16 protein-coding genes are annotated in these 18,792 nt (G+C 36.2%); 9 read left to right on the forward strand and 7 right to left on the reverse strand.

What is annotated here, in order from left to right; all coding sequences use genetic code 11:
- Positions 1 to 76: 76 nt before the first annotated feature.
- The 4 genes from K350_RS31110 to K350_RS0112015 form a co-directional block, all read right to left on the reverse strand.
- Positions 77 to 2,881 (reverse strand): glycoside hydrolase family 43 protein, encoded by a 2,805-nt coding sequence (locus tag K350_RS31110; RefSeq protein WP_051313082.1) that lies wholly within the window; start codon positions 2,879 to 2,881, stop codon positions 77 to 79.
- Positions 2,882 to 3,161: 280 nt separating this feature from the next.
- Positions 3,162 to 6,434, reverse strand: a complete 3,273-nt coding sequence (locus tag K350_RS31995; RefSeq protein WP_028980124.1) for a rhamnogalacturonan lyase family protein — start codon at positions 6,432 to 6,434, stop codon at positions 3,162 to 3,164.
- 258 nt (positions 6,435 to 6,692) lie between these two features.
- Entirely contained in the window at positions 6,693 to 7,397 is a 705-nt protein-coding gene (locus tag K350_RS0112010) for a peptidase associated/transthyretin-like domain-containing protein (protein WP_156027015.1), read from the reverse strand.
- Between the two features lie 276 nt (positions 7,398 to 7,673).
- Entirely contained in the window at positions 7,674 to 8,648 is a 975-nt protein-coding gene (locus tag K350_RS0112015; protein ID WP_028980126.1) for a hypothetical protein, read from the reverse strand.
- Positions 8,649 to 9,421: 773 nt separating this feature from the next.
- Between K350_RS0112015 and K350_RS0112025 the strand changes: the two genes are divergently transcribed.
- Together K350_RS0112025 and K350_RS0112030 are read left to right on the forward strand one after the other, a co-directional pair.
- The gene (locus tag K350_RS0112025) at positions 9,422 to 10,084 is read left to right on the forward strand and encodes a zinc-dependent peptidase (protein WP_162144164.1); all 663 of its coding nucleotides are present in this window, start codon (positions 9,422 to 9,424) and stop codon (positions 10,082 to 10,084) included.
- A gap of 186 nt (positions 10,085 to 10,270) precedes the next feature.
- Positions 10,271 to 10,642 (forward strand): hypothetical protein, encoded by a 372-nt coding sequence (locus tag K350_RS0112030; protein WP_028980128.1) that lies wholly within the window; start codon positions 10,271 to 10,273, stop codon positions 10,640 to 10,642.
- Between the two features lie 48 nt (positions 10,643 to 10,690).
- Here K350_RS0112030 and K350_RS0112035 read toward each other — a convergent pair whose 3' ends face one another.
- Positions 10,691 to 11,725 (reverse strand): endonuclease/exonuclease/phosphatase family protein, encoded by a 1,035-nt coding sequence (locus K350_RS0112035; RefSeq protein ID WP_028980129.1) that lies wholly within the window; start codon positions 11,723 to 11,725, stop codon positions 10,691 to 10,693.
- A 228-nt stretch (positions 11,726 to 11,953) separates the two neighbouring features.
- Here K350_RS0112035 and K350_RS0112045 point away from each other — a divergent pair, with 228 nt between their 5' ends.
- The 4 genes from K350_RS0112045 to K350_RS0112060 all read left to right on the forward strand — a co-directional run bounded on the left by K350_RS0112045 (position 11,954) and on the right by K350_RS0112060 (position 14,778).
- Positions 11,954 to 12,817, forward strand: coding sequence for an AraC family transcriptional regulator (locus K350_RS0112045; RefSeq protein WP_028980131.1), 864 nt, complete (start codon positions 11,954 to 11,956; stop codon positions 12,815 to 12,817).
- A gap of 77 nt (positions 12,818 to 12,894) precedes the next feature.
- Positions 12,895 to 13,116 (forward strand): putative antibiotic biosynthesis monooxygenase, encoded by a 222-nt coding sequence (locus K350_RS0112050; RefSeq protein ID WP_028980132.1) that lies wholly within the window; start codon positions 12,895 to 12,897, stop codon positions 13,114 to 13,116.
- Between the two features lie 128 nt (positions 13,117 to 13,244).
- Complete coding sequence (locus K350_RS28505) at positions 13,245 to 14,159, forward strand: NAD(P)/FAD-dependent oxidoreductase (protein ID WP_037575304.1); 915 nt, start codon at positions 13,245 to 13,247, stop codon at positions 14,157 to 14,159.
- Between the two features lie 13 nt (positions 14,160 to 14,172).
- Positions 14,173 to 14,778 (forward strand): short chain dehydrogenase, encoded by a 606-nt coding sequence (locus K350_RS0112060; protein WP_037575306.1) that lies wholly within the window; start codon positions 14,173 to 14,175, stop codon positions 14,776 to 14,778.
- A 191-nt stretch (positions 14,779 to 14,969) separates the two neighbouring features.
- Here K350_RS0112060 and K350_RS0112065 read toward each other — a convergent pair whose 3' ends face one another.
- Both K350_RS0112065 and K350_RS0112070 read right to left on the reverse strand, forming a co-directional pair.
- Positions 14,970 to 16,301 carry a T9SS type A sorting domain-containing protein gene (locus K350_RS0112065; RefSeq protein ID WP_028980134.1) on the reverse strand — a complete coding sequence of 444 codons (1,332 nt, stop codon included), beginning with the start codon at positions 16,299 to 16,301 and terminating at the stop codon, positions 14,970 to 14,972.
- Between the two features lie 30 nt (positions 16,302 to 16,331).
- Complete coding sequence (locus tag K350_RS0112070) at positions 16,332 to 16,538, reverse strand: hypothetical protein (protein ID WP_028980135.1); 207 nt, start codon at positions 16,536 to 16,538, stop codon at positions 16,332 to 16,334.
- 168 nt (positions 16,539 to 16,706) lie between these two features.
- On the opposite strand from K350_RS0112070, the gene K350_RS31115 reads away from it, so the two are divergent.
- The 3 genes from K350_RS31115 (at position 16,707) to K350_RS0112085 (ending at position 18,661) form a co-directional block, all read left to right on the forward strand.
- Positions 16,707 to 17,474 (forward strand): hypothetical protein, encoded by a 768-nt coding sequence (locus K350_RS31115; protein WP_156027016.1) that lies wholly within the window; start codon positions 16,707 to 16,709, stop codon positions 17,472 to 17,474.
- A gap of 234 nt (positions 17,475 to 17,708) precedes the next feature.
- A complete protein-coding gene (locus K350_RS0112080) occupies positions 17,709 to 18,149 on the forward strand; it encodes a hypothetical protein (protein ID WP_028980137.1) in 441 nt (146 codons plus the stop codon).
- A gap of 5 nt (positions 18,150 to 18,154) precedes the next feature.
- The gene (locus tag K350_RS0112085; RefSeq protein ID WP_156027017.1) at positions 18,155 to 18,661 is read left to right on the forward strand and encodes a hypothetical protein; all 507 of its coding nucleotides are present in this window, start codon (positions 18,155 to 18,157) and stop codon (positions 18,659 to 18,661) included.
- Positions 18,662 to 18,792: the final 131 nt, after the last annotated feature.

The following is an 18,792-nucleotide window of genomic DNA, read 5'->3' on the forward strand; positions in this document are numbered from 1 at the left end:
TAAATTTCCGATGAGTAAAAAATTAAAAAGATTTTAGTCATTGTCTCATTACTTACAATGACTAACATAAATAGTATTAATAAATAATAATCTTATTGCCTCCAATCAGATAAAGCCCTTCGCTCAAACCATAGATCTGATTTAGTCCTTTGTTATATTTAATCCTACCAAATGATTTCCCTTCTACATTATATATTTCTACCTCTCCTGCATCCGGAGCGTTTATATAAAGAACCTTTTCATAAGAGTAAACATTAGTAACATATAGTGCTTGCTGAATTTGTATCTGCCCTGTTACTACATCAGTGCCTTCATAAGATACTTTTTCAATAACAAAAAAATCCTGCAAACTTTCCTCTCCTGTAAATCCAAATGACATAGGAGTTGTAGGAGCTCCTGTCTGAATGACTTGATAATTATATACCTTCCCGTCTCTTGCTGTAATAGTGGCTTTATAAGTAATAGTAGAGCCACTTCTGTAGATTCTAAATTCAACATTTGCACCAGTCATTATCGAAACAAAATTATTCCAATTCCAATCGTAAGTATAGGCCAAACTTCCAAACACATCCATAGCATAAGCATCAGCGCGCATAAGCATAGTACTACCTCCAGATATAGCTCTCAGAATATAATTATCCCAGTTTTCGATACTTGTAGGATTATGATAATTATTAAATTTATAAACCAGTTCAAAATCTCCTGAAACATTAGTAGTATTACCTTTTACTGAATTAAATGCAACTGTATAGGTACCATCATCATTGGTAGTTCCAACAACTTCACGAACTCCAAGCTGAGTGCTTGAAATCTTCTTTACATCTAAATAACAGGTTTCTCCACCCAGATATACATCTACCGAACTTACGGGAGAGTTGACGGAAGAACAAGAGTAAACTAATACAGAATCTACATAAGAGAATACATTGATGCTTGTACCTACTCTGGATACTTTCAGCCTTACCTTTTTATTTTTATAAACATCTTTAAATTGCGCCCAATCCCAGGTATATGAATGATTTACTGTAGAACCGGTAAAGGTTCCTACAGACCAGGCATCAGCCCTTAAATGCCAAGTCTCTGAACTAGTCTTAATGGCAACAGCCCAGTTGTGCCAGTTCTCTGCCGCTTGGGTATAATTATCAAACAAATATTCAACCTCAAAATCTCCGCTTACTGACTGTTTGTTAAATTTCGTGTATTCATCCCAGGTCAATGAATACTGCCTGTCTCCAATAAAAAGCGATTGACCTTTGTAATTGGTGGTAGTGATATTTGCTGTGTTTGTTCTTTTATACCCCCACAAACATTTTTCGTTGGCAGAATTCATTGCGGTAAAAGCAACTGTCTTAGTAGACAAGCCATCCATAAGTTGCTCACACACCACTCCTTTAAATGTACCAGTATTAGTAATCAAGTTAATATAATGTTTTCCTGACGAAAAATTATAGGTCCAGGTACCTGTATAAGCTCCGGTTAAAGTACCGTCAGCATTTATATACATTTCTTCTTCAAGGTTGCTATTGAGCTTAGCATAATCAACAGAATTATGAGTAATCACACTGTATCTACCGGTAATATCCTCTTTGCTGTGTTGCTTTTTAGAAAGACCAAAGCCGACCCTGTATTCAAAAGGGGTAGCTAAAGGCCAGCCATTTTCATTAAAAAAAAGCTGATGAACTTCTACATTGTGCCAGGCAGTACCATTATCAAACTTTGTGTGATACACAAGATATGCCGATCCGTCTTCATCCCTCAATACTGAATTATGCCCTTGAGCCACATCAGCCATAGTCCACCAGTTATACTTATAGTTCTGCATAATTGGCATTCCATATTGAGTATTATTACCATAATTAAAAATGTATTTATCAAAAACTGCATTATCCCCCGTTACATCCGTATACTGCCCATCAACAGTACTGGATCGGAAAACCCTCATGGTATAACCACCTTCAGGAGAGTAAAATCCCATTGATATAAACATGTAATAGTAACCAATACCATTTGCGTCCTTTAGAAAACGTATATAAGGACCTTCACCGCTAACGTAGTATCCGCCACCTAAATGCATCCCCATATATGGGTCGAAACGAAGACGTGTGCCGTTCCAGACCGGATTGTTTCCCAAACCGTAATTATATGAATAATCGCGAAGCCCTGTCTGTTCATTGAGCTTCAAAAGAAAAATCCCCCCAGACCAGGAACCATACACCAGCCAAAGCTTTCCTGATTCATCATACAATACTGAAGGATCTATACAACTTACTGCATAAGTATTATCCCATTTGCCAGAATTATCAAGGTAACGGCCATCTACTGTTGAAGACCCGGTTACCTTTGCATAGTCTGTCCTGGCGATACTGGCGGAGCTGTTTGTAAATCCACCGTGCACGACAGAACCTACTCTTGAATAAGGTCCTTCAATGTTGCTCGCCGTGAATAATATAATAGAGGATTTAAATTCATTTCCAGACAAGGAGAAGTACATTGTCCATTTTCCCTGGGCTTCGTTATATATAACGTCTGGCGCCCAGAGATTACCTTTAACATCATCAGATGTTGTATGTCCAGCATAATCAGCTTCATTTTTTACTAGTTGATAATAGTTATTGGTGGTCGTACCATTGATGGAAAAAGTTGGCGTAAAAGCTGTCCAGTTAATCATATCTCTGGAATATGCTGCTCCCACTTGTGTGCCAAAAATATAATAATACTTTGTTCGACTGCCCGACGCATCATTTGACGGATATGAATTACCATTTGCATCCTTGTAAACAATCACTATAGACGGATCATGAACTGGAACTGTAGCTGCATTGGCAAATGTCACCATAAACAAACTAACAACCAGAATAATATAAGCGAATGATTTTGTCATTTTTTCACAATTCTTACTATTGGAATATACAATCTCAGGTATCAAGAAGTAACAATTTTTATCAAAAAAAATAATTATTATTACTCATAACGGTCAATTGAAATATGATAATCACACAAAAGGTGCCGGTTCTTAAGACCCGGCACCACAGGAAAAGAAAACAAGTGTATGGTTATCTGTTGTTGCTTTTATTTAAAAATCATCCTCTTTTTAAGGCCTGTCTTGAGACTGGCCTTAAATGAGAAGAATTATATTGAAGCAAAATCTTTCACGACAAATATTATCTCTTAAATATTTTATGAGTCTTGTCTTTAGTTACCAGATAATACATACCAGCTGGGTAATGAGACAAATCTATTTCTGTCTCTTTCTGCCCGGACAGTAATACCTCACCTTCTAAATTCACTATTTTCCATTCTCCTGTTTCCAGCATGTGTACTTTGCTTTGAGTAGGGTTTGGATATACTGCCTGAGTTTGGCTCTGATTGTTCTCTATTCCGGTTATCACGCAACCTGCAACTGATACTCCAGTTGAAAAATTAATGATATCGATATTTGCTAAACCATCTGCAGTGACAGCAGAAACTTTTATTTCATTCTCTCCTGCTTTAAGAGTGACATTTACACTAGCAAACTCCCATGCAGTCCAGGAGCCTGTTGGTTTTAAACTCAGCAATGTAGCAGAGCTTCCATTGATATAAATTTGTCCATCACGATTTGTTGCTCCTCCATTCGCATAGCGGAATGACAAAGTCACGGTTTGATCTAAAGTGCTATTCAGTTTCCAAATAGCAGAAGCACCCAATACATTATCTGTATTTATATAACCAGTTCCGGAGAAACCTTCGTTTTTGGATTCTGATTGTATTCCTTCGATACTGCAAGCCTCTTCCGCTTCCAGACTACCACTGCATGGTAAGTTGTTTGTTTTTCCACCGATACATGCTCCACAGTTGTCATTGATGGCAGTACCTCCCCAGTCTCCATTGCAGTCTTGTTCGCAAGCTGTTAAACCTGTTGTCCCTCCTACACATTTACCGCATTCATCGGTAAAGGCACCGCCACCAACCTGTCCGTTACAGTCGGTAGTACAACCTCCAGCTCTGACTTTATTTGTAGTAAATGAAATAACATCAATATTAGGAGCTCCGTCTACAGTGGTGGAACTAAGGGTAAATAGGTTCGACCCCTTTTTCAGATTTACAGTAATGTATTCAACTTCCCAGATAGTGAAGCCACCAGTGGATTTGCCTAATAAACTGCCTTGTTGAGCACCATTGATTGCAATAGAAATATCCCGTGCTGCAGTTCCTCCATTTGCATATCGAACTCCCAGTTGGGTGGTAATGGCTTCATCGGCTATTATGTACCAGGAGGCTGAAGTTCCTACAGCATTATCCAGATTCAGATATCCATCTCCAATAAATCCTTCGTTTTTAGATTCAGCAACACCAGTTGCGGTGCAGAAGTCTTCTCCTTCTAAGCCACTCGTACATGCAGTTTTACCGGTTGTTCCTCCTACGCAAATACCACAATTATCCAATACAGCCTTTCCATCTTTCACTCCAAAACAATCAAGTACACAGGCTGTCTTACCTGTGGTGCCACCTACACAAATACCACAAATATCTATATAAGCACCTCCGTTTAATGTATTATTACAGTCTTTTATACCTCCAACTATAGTGATATTTGGTTTAGCCGGAGTAGCCATATCTTCTCCAAGATAGTAACTTAAATGAGGGGGCTGGTTATAGGCTGATTGTTGCCATGCAATTGCTACACGATATTGAGGATCGTGTAGTAGTGTTCTAAATTTATAAGTAGTAGGAGTTGTTGTTGTATATATCAACAATTTAGAATTGTCTGAAGAGTGCAGGATGATTTCTTCTCTCCAGTCACCAAACAAATCCCCTGACAGATTGGGTGTTGCTTTAGTCGTATTACAAGATGTCCCGCTTCCCCAGGCAGCATCAGAAAGTGTCAGTATTGCCGTTCTTTTTGCATTCAAGTAATCCCACTTTTCTAACTTGGAACCATCCAGTAACTCCGTTTGCAGATCTCCGTCCCAGTAAACTCTAAAACACTCAGAGGGCCTTGACGTTGCGATCACCGTCCCTTTACAGTTATATGTTTTTCCGCCCCCCCATAATTCATATCCTTTATGGCGTGGATCTATATCTCCTGCCATACATCGACCAATATCTCCCTGATTTCCGCCACCAAGTCCCCACAATGGCTTTCCTGTTTTCGCATCTCTGAATTCTAGTCCGTAGTTCCCATATTTGCCAGGCTCTTCATGGCACTGCCATACTTCCTGTCCTGCTCTTTCTGGGTCCATATCACTCATGTGCAGTGCATCGCCATGCCCAAGACCATTTGAATACAATCCGTTTCCGTTATCATCTACCGCACTGGCACCGTTGCAAACTTCCTGTTTGCCGTCACCGTCCACGTCTCCTACTGTCATCTGGTGATTCCCCATACTTGCATAAGAGCCGTTGCCTGAACTATTGCTATCAAAGATCCACCTCTGGATCAGCTTGCCACCTTTCCAGTCCCAGGCTACACGTACTAGACGTGTATAATAGCCTCTTCCGAATACTATGCTTGGGGTCTTTCCGTCGAGATAAGCTACAGCTGATATAAATCGGTCAATTCGGTTTCCATAGCTATCTCCCCAGCTCGAAACTGTTCCTCTTGCAGGCGCATAGTTGGTAGTTGCCATTGCCGCCCCTGTTTTTCCATTAAATACAGTTAGGTACTCAGGTCCGGTCAGGATGTAACCACTGCTATTTCTATAATCTGCAGATGCATTTCCTATTACAACACCCTTCCCGTCTTTGGTGCCATCACCGGTTTTACAAGCCATTTCAGCCATTCCGTCACCATCAAAATCGTATACAAGATGTTGCGTATAATGAGCTCCTGCGCGGATATTCTTTCCCAGATCTATTCTCCACAAAAGTTTTCCGGCCATAGTATAACAATCTATAAATACATTTCCTGTATAGCCTTTTTGTGAATTATCTTTTGAATTTGAAGGATCCCATTTAACAAAGATTTCATGAATGCCATCACCATCCACATCACCGATACTGCAGTCGTTAGGGCTATAAGTATAAGATTTACCGTCTGGGGTTTTACCACCTGCAGGTATACTTAAAGGTATAGTCATATATTGTTTTGCCCATGGAGTTGCAGTTTCTGATGCAGTTTGTTCTACACCGTTTACTATAGCCTTTACTGTATATGAAGCACTTGTACTTCCGGCATCGTCTGTATAGTTACATACAGTCAATGGTGTCGCATTGACTTTTGTGCTATTTCTATAAAGGTTAAATGTGATATTATTTTCCTCTGTTCCTAACCATCTCCAGCTTATAAAAACTTTAGAGCCGCCCAAGCTCACCGCCACGATTCCACGGTTGAGATTTTCCATCTGATACTGGGCATACCCATGCTGAAAAAGAACCATTAAGAATAATAAAGAGAATATTACTTTCCGGTTGTATCTTTTTACAGACAGCAATAAACGTAAATGTGGTATCATACTATTTCATTTTAGCTAAATACCCGAGCTGAAATCGGGAAGTAACTAATTCAAGAAAAAAATTTTCAAACAAATGGAAAGCGGAAGGTAAAAAGCAAAAAGAAAAACATTCACGCCCCTAAAATTCAACAATTTAAAAAAGCATAAAGCTTAAAGCGGAAGGCTTAAAGTAAAAAATAAAAACAACATTCTCCTATTATTGTCTGTAAGAGAAAATCGGATGAGTGACTTCACTTTGTATTTTAGAAACCTTTGAATTTAACCTTTTCCTTCAAACCATCTATTAAACCTTCTTTTTATTCGTTGCCAAGGTGTTCTTTTTTTGACATAAAATCTGATAGGTCTTGAATTAACATTAGTTAGTGATTCATAAGTTATTTTATGAAGTTGAGGATCAAACATCAATTGACCTTTCGATGCTTTATTCAATTTTAATTCTGTTGAATTAAAACCCTCCATTGAAAATAAAATTATTGGATTTGCAATAGTGTCTATATATTGAGTCAGATCAATTTGATAATTCCCCTGTTCGTCTGCCACTGCTTCAAAAGAAGTCCCTTTTAAAAATATTTTCGCAAAACCCAATGTGTCAACTTCACCATTCATATTTACCCCTGTTATCTTACCTTTTATTATAGCACTGCTTACAGTGTCAGGTTTCGCAGTGGTTTGCCCGCTTACTTGTGTTGAAGTTGTCAGTGAAATAAGTAATGCTGTTGCCGCTGCAAATTTTGAACAACTGCTTGCCGGAACTTCTCTACCCCAATTGTCAAGCTGCTTCTGTGAATACATTCCACAAAGTGAATTATTGTGATCTTCTTGAATTTGTTCTATCTCTGCCCATTTCATCCTGGAAAAATCAACAATAACTTTGCTGCATTGTCCACAGATACGTCCACCTTCTGTAGTCTTCATTTCCGACCAATCTTGTTCGCAAAATTCAGGTTTGGGTATTGTAGTCATAAAAGTATAATTATTAGTGTGGGGATATTTTTAAGCATTGTTTTGTAAACCAATTTAAGTATCTGTAAATAAAGATAAAAACTGAGTTAAAAATTGGAAGTTAAGTCCTTACCTATGCTATTAAGTAAGTCTATACAACCTAGTTTAAATTTAAATTATTTCGTTATGGATTCCAAAAAAGGGGCTCCATCATTAGTGACGGAGCCCCCTTTTATAACCAAGTTTAAAAATGGTAAAACCCATTTTAAAAATCAGAGATACTAATGCTGACAATTATTACAGCTTGGGATTCTTATCTACGATAGATTTTTGAAACGTTACATTTAAGTCAGACAATGAGTCTATTCCAAACTCTTTAAGCGCTGACATCAATTGTTCGCCTTTGATGTTTTTATCTCTCAACTCTATGACAAAATCTTTTAAAGATTGTATTGAATTCAGAATCTTGCTAATCTCCTTCGTAATTGGCACCTGAGCTTGTTTCAATTCATTGTAAGCCTGCTCTCTAATAGTGTCTGAAGATTTAACCAACAAAAGTTCCTGCTCGAAATCCTTGTGTAATTTGGTTTTATAAGTCTCTAAACTTGTGGCGATTTCAGTCATCTTAACTGTCACCATTTCGTTATAATTTTTCTGCGCTTCTTCTATAGCTTTGAAAGTGTCTTTCAAGCGCTCTTCATAATCTCCAAATGCTTCTACTTTAATCCAAAGATCTGCAACACTTTTGATAGGATAATCTGCTGCTTCCTGCATACCAAAAATTTCTTGTCTCAAGCTATTGATTGCCGCAAACCCAGGCTTAATAGCAGCGATAGCCAACACACCTAAAGTTGCATAAACTCTAAATTCTGGAGTGATGCCAGGAATGTGGCGACTGATATAATATACAAAGCCTGCATTCAATGTGTGGACTATAATCGCAAAAATAGCGGAGCGTTTTTTGATTTTTTTAATACGGGCCAAATCACTATCAAGATTGACGCCTTCAGGCTTTTGAGGATGATTCTGCCTTCTTTCCAGGTCGGTCTGAGCAGCTCTGGCTACAAAATAAGTGCTGCCCACTAAGATACTCATAGTAGAAACATACCAGAGATAAAGGGTTGCAGAAATCCAAACATGCATTTCATAGGTTGAACCACCATACATGGAAATACACCATCTAATGATGAAGATAAGTAACACGGATCCTCCGATCCACAAAAGCCATTCAATAAATGTAGCGGTTAAGTACGCTCTTCTGTTATAATGCATAAGAAAAATTGTTTCAATTAATTGACCAAAACTAATTCAATTATTTAATTTAAAATAATATAAACGCAATGATTGCTTTATCGAAGTTAACCACAAGAAAGTTGCTTTGCTAATCAAGAAGTTTTTTTACCTACTGGATAAAGACATTAAATTGATAAAAAGTAGAATATCAGAGAACAGCGGCGGTCCAAGCATAAAAATCAATTATTATAATCTATACATCCAATTATCAACTCATAACACCATTTCATTAACTGACATTGGCACTTAATCAAATAAATCAAAGTTTTGCTATTCTATCATATATACTTATAGACATTTAGCTAAATTGGCATATAAGCTTTAGTTTATTTAATATATTTTTTTTTAAGTGTTAAGGTTCAATAATGAGAAGCTGCTTTTTGGGGCAGCTTTTTTATTGTATTGTGGGAATGCCTGAAATAAATAATTGTTTTTTTCTTATTAAAAGCAAAAAATAATGATACCTGCTACTCACAACATTGCATAAAAAACAGAATTCAAAGACAAAAAATAGCTCGGTTTTCTAAAAAATAGGAAAAAATTTTCCAGCTTTTTTATTATCTTCAATTAAAATTTTTTTAGCAATGCAATTTCTTTTTCTATTGTGGAGAACTAGTCGTGGGACAAAGATCCACATGAACTCAGCGGAATTTATATTTTGGTTTACCCTTCCCATCCTTATTGTTTTAATGATTTTTATCTATTATTTTCTTAAATGGAAACAGATTAATATTTTAAAATTATTCCTTTATTTGAAACCTCTGTCTGCAGAGCATAAAGAGATCCTTAGAAAGAAAAATCCCTTTTATAAAAAACTATCCTCAGAATATAAAAACAGATTTGAGCAAAGAGTAAATCACTTCCTGATTAATAAAAACATCAGAGATGAATCTGGTAATGATGTGCTTGATGATATAAAAGTAACAATAGCTGCTACGTTCATTCAACTTACAATAGGATTAAGACCGGTCTTTCTTTCAAATTTCAATACGATTACTGTAAGTCAAAAAAATTCTGACTGGGGCTTAAATGGCACTAGTAAAGAATTTAAACTTTCATGGCCCGAATTCCAACTCGGCATTTCCAATTCTGCGGATGGCTATAACCCGGGACTTCAACTAATGGCTGAAGCTTTGTTTGAAGAAAACCTGCTTGAAACAACAGGTGCTGCAATCTTCGGAGAATCCGCATTTAGAAAGTGGCAATCCGTTTCGAAAAAACAAGCAGAATATTTTATCAGTACCGGATTAAGTCAGTTCAAAACTTACAGAGAAGTGAATAAAGAAAAATACTTTGGTGCTACTGTAGTCTATTTCTTTGAGAAGCCTGAGGATTTCAAACAGAGGTTTCCTGACATGTACAAAGCTATAAAAGGATTGCTCAATCAGAATCCTGTTAAAAACAGGATAATTTGATTATCGATTCTCTATAGCCTGCTCCGGAAGGTCACAAAAAATTCTGAATCACGATTTAAGGAATTTTAAAATTAACAGGATTGACAAGCTTCCATTTAAATAGTTTTACTTTTCTTATCATTTAGCTTTCTCCTAAATAGTCGTATCTTTAACTATTGTACCACAATAATATTTTCAAAATCAAAAATGGCAGAAATCGATAAACTTTACGAAGCTTTTGGCGAACTTGTTTATGCAGTTGCAAAAGCAGACGGTGCTATTCAAAATGAGGAAAGAGTTGCACTTGAAGATGTCCTTAAAGATAACAAGTGGGCTTCTGATATCATTTGGTCTTTTAACTATGAAGACAAAAAGTCAAAAACTGTAAAAGAAGCCTATTCAAAAGCTATTGATATTTTTAAACATCACGGTCCGTTTTCCGAATATGGAAAATTTGCAGATGTTCTGGAATTAGTAGCTTTTGCGTTTCAGGGAATAAGTACTGAAGAAAAAGAAATTATTTCCAACTTTCGTAATGAATTGACTACTGTCTTTAAAAATGATTCGAACATACAGTAAAAGCGGTAAGCGGTAAGCAAATTACCGCTTATTTTTTTGCTTGTAATTTCAATCCCAATTAATACGATCAAACAGAAGCATATTCACTACTATTTGTCCGTGATCCGAAACATAAAATGGCTTTTTATCCATTGAAACCGTGTTATCGATCACATGATCGTTATATGCTCTTACATCGATAATCCTTCCTATTTTAGCTGAATTAAGATCTGCAAAATGATTACTTACAAATATATTATCAAGGCTTTCAATATGCCCGTTATGGATATAAGTGTAATGAAAATTATCTATACTTTTCCTGGCCTGCACATCTATGACATTCTGAAGTACTTGTTGCCATAATTTTATTTTTTCTTCAGGCTTTAGCTTTCTAAAAGGCGGTTCACCAATAATTGCCTGATTTGTTACCGATGTATCGTCATCATTTAAATCACCAAGGACGACCAATGGTTTGTTGCAATCCCTAGCAATTTCATCAGAGACAAGATGTCTTATACCAGCCGCCTCAATTCCCCTTCTGATCAGTGAGCGAATACTTCCTATTGCCTTTTCCGGGTAATTAGCAGCGTCAACATTAACCCCCTCACGGTAAATAGGCCTTTTAGATTTTAGGTGAAGCACGAAGACAATTAAGGAAACCGAATCATTCAGCTTGATTTCAGCTTTTAATACACCTCTGGAAAAGTGGCTTATGGGTATATAAATTGACGAACTTTCCAGCAAAGGTGTCGTAGGGCGGTCGTCAAAAAATTCAAACTTAAATGGTATATCTTCAATTACCTCAGTATTCACAATTGGAAACTTACTAAGAATCGCATTAACAGGTAAATTGCCCGTAGGTTTTGCAACATATAAATTCCATTTTTCCATATGAGTGCCTTTCAAACAATCTCTTAAGGCCTCTTCTTCAAAAATCTCCTGAAACCCTATAATATCGGCGTTCATATTAAGCAACTGATTCCTGATCCAGTCCACTTTCTTAGGATACTGCTCAGCTGTATATTGAGGCCAGGTATTTCTGTATATACTCTTTTCTGCCGTAATCAGATTCTCCACATTAAAAGATGCAATAGATACTTTCATTTTATGTTAAGTATTTTTTTGTGTTAATATAAGTTAAATAGCTGAAAAAATCTGACCAATAATTCTTGATTCCCTAAAGAATCTCCGCTTCATTATATAAATAATATACAGGATATTCCTGCAATCCAATCCGCCATTTTCAATGGAGGTTTTATTGAAACAAAAATATGACTTTGTTTTAAAAACTTTGTTTAGAGGTAAATTAATGTTGTACTTTTGAGTACTCATATGAAACAAATCCCTATACGAAGGTTATCATCCAAATACACTGAGTTGAATGCAGTGGGTCAATTTAGCATCCGAAAAATAAAAGATGTACTAAATGGAAGGGATATTGTCCACGACCTGCATAGGCACGATTTCTTCCTTATTTTGTTGCTTGAAAAGGGTGAAGGCACCCATGAAATTGACTTCATAAAACATGAACTTCATAATCACGATATATTCATACTGAGACCTGGCCAAGTGCATACGCTCTCAATGAAGGCAAAGAGCACAGGTTATATTATGGAATTTGATCCGGCTTTTTATCAGCCTTCAAATAAATTGGCTGATCAACGTTTTAAAAAAGCAATAGGTAAAAATTATTGCAAAGTCAAGAAAAACAATTTCGACAAATTAGAATCTATTTTATCCAGTATCTTCATTGAGTTTAATAAAAAGCAAGAGGATTATAATGATGCTATAAAAATCTATATTGAATTATTCTTTATTGAATATTTAAGACAAAGTACAAATGAAAAGAGGTCTTCAAAAACAGAAAACTTATACATACAAGATAAATTCGAAGAACTACTGAGTCTATTGGAAGAAAACATTTGCTCCAAAAAGAACGCTTCTCAATATGCCGAACTTCTAAATCTCTCTTTATATCAAATAAACTCTATAACTAAATCATCTGTCGGCAAGTCTGTTTCTGTCCTCATTAATGAGCAAATTATACTTGAAGCTAAAAGATATCTGCTAGCCACAACTAATCAGGTAAAGGATGTCGCTGATCATGTAGGCTATGAAGATGTATCCTATTTTATTCGTTTTTTTAAGAAGCAAACAGGATACACACCAGACGCTTTTCGCCAGAATTTCAAATAAGTACTATCCAACTTTATTTTTATCCTATCATGCTGCCGACTGCAAACTATACCTTTGTAGTCATAAACAAATTCAGTATGAAAACAAAAACAAAAATAATGATGGCTCTTAAAATATGGGTTGTCATTTATCCATCAATCACCATTTTTCTATTAATGCTTGGTGAACAGATTTCCACTTTCCCCTTATACATAAGAACTTTTATTTTAACGATTACACTGGTTCCATGGATGGTCTTTGCTGGCCTGCCTTTGTTAGATAAGGGCATTCAACATCTAAAAGGATTTAGTTCTAAATAATATATAAAGACAATAATTCTATAAAGAAAGTTTTAGTTTACCGTTGAGCATGTATACTTCATGGTAGTGCGGTGTTAATGCTTTCTTGCCTTTTTAATTAATCTCTTGGAACTAAATATCTAAATAAAATGGACCACTATGATGTAATAATAATTGGCGGAAGTTATTCAGGACTCGCTGCCGCAATGGCTCTTGGCAGAGCTCTAAAGAACGTATTGATCATTGACAGTGAAAATCCCTGCAACAAACAATCGCCTTACTCACATAATTTCTTAACTCAGGATGACCACCCTCCCCTTGCAATCTCATCTAAAGCAAGGATGGAGGTCGAAAAATATCAGACCATTGAATTTCTGAAAGATAAAGCAGCCAAAGGAGTAAAGATTCATACTGGCTTCAGGATTGAAACCGATAAAGGAGAAGTTATCACATCCAGCAAACTAATATTTGCTACTGGCATAAAGGACATTCTACCTGCGATAAATGGAATTGAAGAATGCTGGGGCATTTCGGTTTTACATTGTCCTTATTGCCATGGTTATGAAGTTATAAATGAAACAACAGGTATCATAGGTAATGATGAGAATGCATTTGACCTGATACAGCTGATTTCAAACTGGACTAAGGATCTTACCTTGTATACCAATGGACCATCAAAGTTAACTTTGAAGCAAAACGAATTGCTTAAAAAACACATGATAAACATTGATGAGCGTATTATATCTCAATTACTCCACAGCCATGGTCAAGTTAAAAGGATACAATTTACAGATGGTTCATTTGCTGACGCAAAAGCAATTTATGTCAAAGCGCAATTTGAACAACATTGCTCCATTCCAATAAGCTTAGGTTGTGAAATAAACAGAGAAGGATATTTAATAACTAATGGATCACAGGAGACCACTGTAAAAGACATATACGCTTGTGGTGACAATTCCTCTCGCATGAGAACAATTGCTAACGCAGTAGGAACAGGAACAACAGCTGGTATAGCTGTTAGTAAGTCCATAATCGTAGAGAATTTTGAAACTTATAATAAGTAAAACAAAAAGAACAATGAAAAAATTAAAAATCATAATTGTTGGTGGGACTGGTACAATGGGTAAACACCTAATTGCAGCTTTTGAAAAAGAGCACGATATAATAAGTGCAGCAAATAAAAGTGGAGATATTCAGGTGGATATAACCTCTACAGCTTCGATTGAAAATATGTACAAAAAAGTTGGTGCATTTGACGCCCTCATTTCTACGGCAGGCCCAACTTATGTAGGGCCTTGGAATACTCTTACAGATAAAGAATTCAGGCAAGGCGTTGAAGGTAAAATGATGGGACAAATTAATCTGGTTCTAATTGGACAGCACTATATTAACCATAAAGGGTCCTTTACATTAATTACTGGTGCGCTCTCTCACGACCCTCAATTAAACTTTGCAAATGCTTCAGCAGCTAATAGCGCCGTTGAAGGATTTATAAGAGCTGCAGCGATTGAATTAGGAAATGGAATTAGAATTAATGCAGTAAGTCCAACTGTAATTGAATCATCTCCACAGTATTTCCCCTATTTCCCAGGTGATATTCCTGTCACTATGAAACAATTAGAATTTGGTTTCAGAAAAAGTGTTTTCGGTGCAAATACTGGTCAGATTATAAGACCTTATTAAATATTAATCATCAATAGTCCTTGTTTGCAAACAAGGACTATTGATTTATTGGTTTTAAACTATTACGATTTTTCTCAGCTTATTTTTCATTTTGCAGAAACATTTCAAAACCTCTTTCTAATCAGAATTTAAGCAAGGCTTGATGGTTTTACCTATACATAGTCATGCGTTTACAAATGACAATTTAACTATCACTTTATAATTAATATTTTCTGAATATAATTTACTCCTTTGTCAGTTGTCACATGCACAAAATATGCTCCTGCTGCTAATCCTGATATATCAAGCGATGTCTGATATCCAGTAACCTTTTTATCATACACTTCTTGCTGGAAAGCATTCGCAATTTTTATTTCTGAAATTGCATTTGTCGATTTATTAAATTCCAGGAATAAGATGTTGTTTGCCGGATTTGGAAAAATTTTAAAACCAGGTTCTAAAGTATTATTATCTATTGATGTTACACAATTAATATTATTATATCCCCTCCTATTTGCCTGACAAATTAGTTCATTGTAGGCTGGCTTGTCTATTCCGCTTCCAGCATAGGTTCGCAAACCTATCGAACCAAGAAAATTGAGAAATTTCGTATCTGCAATACCATAGTAAGTGGAATAATAACTTATTGTCTCAGGAGACAAATCGTGCATCCAGGTGAAGTCAATCATTTTAATGTTGGAAGCATATTGATCCCATGAAGCAAATGTTTGCTGAATAAATTGTGATTGAAGTTCATTAGAACTATTGCATACAGCACTGGATGGATAACCAAACTGTGTAAAGTAAATTGGCTTTGAGGGATACAATTCGATTATTTGGGCAAAATCAGCCGGTATGATTGAAACAGGTTTAACTGTGAAGTCTGAATTGAGAGGATAATAAGATACTGCTATAAGATCTGAAAAGGTATTTAATGTTTGAACGAAATTAGATGAACTGCCGGTTAACCCATCAAACGTGACTTCACAGGCGACTTTCACATTGACACGTAAAGACTTTGCATAAGCAGAAACAGACGAATAGAAATTCGTGTACTGTGTCCATTTTGCAGAATCAGAGCCAAGATAAACATCCACTTCAGAACCAATCTCCAGAGAGGAAAGCTGTAAAGAGGGAATGTGTGCAAAAATACTATCCAATAATATTTTAAAACGATTGATCACAATTGGATTGTCCATTGGATAGCTTGCTAAATCAGCAGGAACCTCCAGATGGTTGGTTGCTATGGGGGCAATAGTTAGATCAACTGAAGTATTATATGCAGGGTAATATATATTAGCTATATCAAGGTAAGAAAAATCAAATACACCAGGAGAAGTTTCAATTGATGCCCAGGTAAAAAACAGCCCTGTCTGTGTCATCCCTAAATTCTTACTGGCGACAAAGGCTGAGTCATAAGTATAGCTTGCATTTTGAGGCACATTAACATCAACACAAATGATATTTTTGTCTGGAGTGATTTGTCCTGCTGCATTCAGAACTATATTCACCATAATAAAAATAGCAGAGACGATTCTTTTCATTTTTCAGGTTTGTAAAATTTTATATAGGGGTCACTGGTTTAAAGCTTCACTCCTATTTATCATGTTTTCCTTTAACCGTTTACGGTTACCTGAAGATGCAGATTTTAAAGGAATAATCCAATAATCACTGATTGATTCAAGGATTTCCGAGAAGGCAATTAAATTGCCCATACTACCTGCCTCCTTTACCCTTTTCTCCATCTGAAATTTCACACAAATAATCTTTGATTCAATCATAATACTGCTCCTTTTAACTGGAAATATTGGTCATGGAATAAAAAAAGGTTCAATAAGAAGTGTGTTATTTTAGAGCATATTATAGCAATGATTTTATTTTACAGCACACTTATCTTTAAAAACTCTTTTCTTCCTCTCATTTGTTCTGATATAAAGGAGATTAAAACTATGAAAAAGCTGTCTATACTATTTACGCCCTTATTGGCATTCATATTTATTATTAGTGGATGTCATCGTGGCGATTATTATGATTCAGATTATAGAGGGACAGGGTATCCTTACAATTATAACTATGATTATGATTACCCCTATAATTATTCCTACCCTTATGACTATTCATATCCTTACAACTACTCATATCCTTATGATTATTCATATCCTTACAATAATTATTATGGTGGCCATGGACACCACCATGACCATGACTATAATTATGATGGGAACTATTATAACAATATACAAGGAGGAGGAAATAAAGGAAGTAACGATATGAAAAGTGGCCAACCTAGTGGTCGTGTCAATACGGGAACCACCCAACCTGGAAAAGATAACAATATTGGAGCTGATCGTTCAGGGGGCAATAAAAATATGGGGGATAACAAACCTAACAGTGGTAATATGGGAAACAAACAGCCAAGCGGTAGCAGTATGCAAAGCAAACAACCTAACAACATCAACAACAAAGGAGCTGATCAACCTTCTGGAGATATTAACAAAGGCGGCAACCAACCAGGAAGTAATAACAATATGAAAGGTAGCCAACCGGGAGGTAATAATATGGGAGGTCAACCTGGTGGAGGAAACAATATGGGAGGCGGACATCCTAGTGGTGGTAGTACCCCTGGAGGCAGTCAACCTGGCGGAGGAAACAATTCGGGAGGACAACCTAGTGGAGGAAATCCGGGTGGTGGCACCCCTGGAGGTGGACATAAATAATCTTAACAGCCACTCGATGGTCTGTCCCTAAATAGTCCTTGTGCCAGCGAGGACTATTAATTCTGTTTTTTAAAAAAAATAAATAATTTTTAAACAATTTTAGCTCTTCATAGTTATAAGCTGATCATTTTTGAAATTTAACCAGTTATTTTTCAATTGATATTAATTCCTTATATATAAGTTTTTAATTCTTAATTTTTGATCAAATTTTATCTCATTTATTAATAAAAAAATATGTCACATCAGTTTGCTTGTTATTTAAATTCTGAGATCTCAGGTACGGTTACTTATTATTTCGATGAACCCGAACACGATGATTACGTGGTGAGCCCGGTTCAAAATGTAGGAGGCAATACGGGTTCCCAAATCCTCTTTTCTATGTATTCTCATGCATGGACGCATGGAGTTACAGGATATGTTTCATACCAGTTGCCTGATAATAGCTTATTAGTAATCCAGTACAATGTCCCTGAAACTCAGAACGGAAGTGGCTCGACAAAAAATGTATTTTATTATGCATTTATTCAGAATCCAAGTGATGCTGATAAGTATATCCCTCCTTTATACTATGTTGATTATATATCTGCAGATCAGCTTATGAATACCGATCCTCCTGTTATTGCGGATTCCGTTACTATCACAATTTATCTTAAAGAATATACTCCACAAACTTAATGACTATGGAATCAGAAGAAATTAATAATGCTAAGCCATCCAAAGAGATGTATTATGCACTTCCAATAGCTTATGAAATTGTTGTTTCAATAACGAACAAAACGACTAGCCCTATAACATTAAATAATATAGATCCCTTGCCATGCACATCCGGTAATCCTGTTGCGATGTCGGGGTTTAATACAAGCGCCGGAACAACTGGTAATGGTTTTATTATATTCCAGGGAGAAACAGTAGAAGTATTCCGTGCTTGTGGAGGTTGGAATTCAGACACTGGTGACGCACCCAATACTCAGGGTACCATTGTGTACAATACGTCTGATAGCCTTTTAACAATTACATGGGATATCGGTGAAGATAATACAATTCTCCGACCGGTTTTTAATTCTGTTTCTCAATATGAGGCCATTGATAGCGCCCCTGTACTTTCAACAAGATATAGGAACTATGGTAGTGGAGAGTATCAGGTTAATTTATCAACCTATACAATTGTAGTTCAACCGAAAAACTAAAACAGGAATCTTATCAACACAACAGTTTGTCAAAAATGAAATCTCTCTTAGGGGTAGGTTTCATTTTTGATAAGCTTTAGTATTTATTTTTAAGTAGGTGCAATCAAACACAACTTCTGTGGAAAAACTTT

Origin of the sequence: Sporocytophaga myxococcoides DSM 11118, from assembly GCF_000426725.1 — a bacterium.
Taxonomy (GTDB): domain Bacteria; phylum Bacteroidota; class Bacteroidia; order Cytophagales; family Cytophagaceae; genus Sporocytophaga; species Sporocytophaga myxococcoides.

What these genes read in the sequence shown, in the direction of transcription:
- K350_RS31110 (WP_051313082.1), bottom strand. Translation starts at nt 2,881, where the DNA reads ATGACAAAATCATTCGCTTATATTATTCTGGTTGTTAGTTTGTTTATG.
- K350_RS31995 (WP_028980124.1), bottom strand. Translation starts at nt 6,434, where the DNA reads ATGATACCACATTTACGTTTATTGCTGTCTGTAAAAAGATACAACCGG.
- K350_RS0112010 (WP_156027015.1), bottom strand. Translation starts at nt 7,397, where the DNA reads ATGACTACAATACCCAAACCTGAATTTTGCGAACAAGATTGGTCGGAA.
- K350_RS0112015 (WP_028980126.1), bottom strand. Translation starts at nt 8,648, where the DNA reads ATGCATTATAACAGAAGAGCGTACTTAACCGCTACATTTATTGAATGG.
- K350_RS0112030 (WP_028980128.1), top strand. Translation starts at nt 10,271, where the DNA reads ATGGCAGAAATCGATAAACTTTACGAAGCTTTTGGCGAACTTGTTTAT.
- K350_RS0112035 (WP_028980129.1), bottom strand. Translation starts at nt 11,725, where the DNA reads ATGAAAGTATCTATTGCATCTTTTAATGTGGAGAATCTGATTACGGCA.
- K350_RS0112045 (WP_028980131.1), top strand. Translation starts at nt 11,954, where the DNA reads ATGAAACAAATCCCTATACGAAGGTTATCATCCAAATACACTGAGTTG.
- K350_RS0112050 (WP_028980132.1), top strand. Translation starts at nt 12,895, where the DNA reads ATGAAAACAAAAACAAAAATAATGATGGCTCTTAAAATATGGGTTGTC.
- K350_RS28505 (WP_037575304.1), top strand. Translation starts at nt 13,245, where the DNA reads ATGGACCACTATGATGTAATAATAATTGGCGGAAGTTATTCAGGACTC.
- K350_RS0112060 (WP_037575306.1), top strand. Translation starts at nt 14,173, where the DNA reads ATGAAAAAATTAAAAATCATAATTGTTGGTGGGACTGGTACAATGGGT.
- K350_RS0112065 (WP_028980134.1), bottom strand. Translation starts at nt 16,301, where the DNA reads ATGAAAAGAATCGTCTCTGCTATTTTTATTATGGTGAATATAGTTCTG.
- K350_RS0112070 (WP_028980135.1), bottom strand. Translation starts at nt 16,538, where the DNA reads ATGATTGAATCAAAGATTATTTGTGTGAAATTTCAGATGGAGAAAAGG.
- K350_RS31115 (WP_156027016.1), top strand. Translation starts at nt 16,707, where the DNA reads ATGAAAAAGCTGTCTATACTATTTACGCCCTTATTGGCATTCATATTT.
- K350_RS0112080 (WP_028980137.1), top strand. Translation starts at nt 17,709, where the DNA reads ATGTCACATCAGTTTGCTTGTTATTTAAATTCTGAGATCTCAGGTACG.
- K350_RS0112085 (WP_156027017.1), top strand. Translation starts at nt 18,155, where the DNA reads ATGGAATCAGAAGAAATTAATAATGCTAAGCCATCCAAAGAGATGTAT.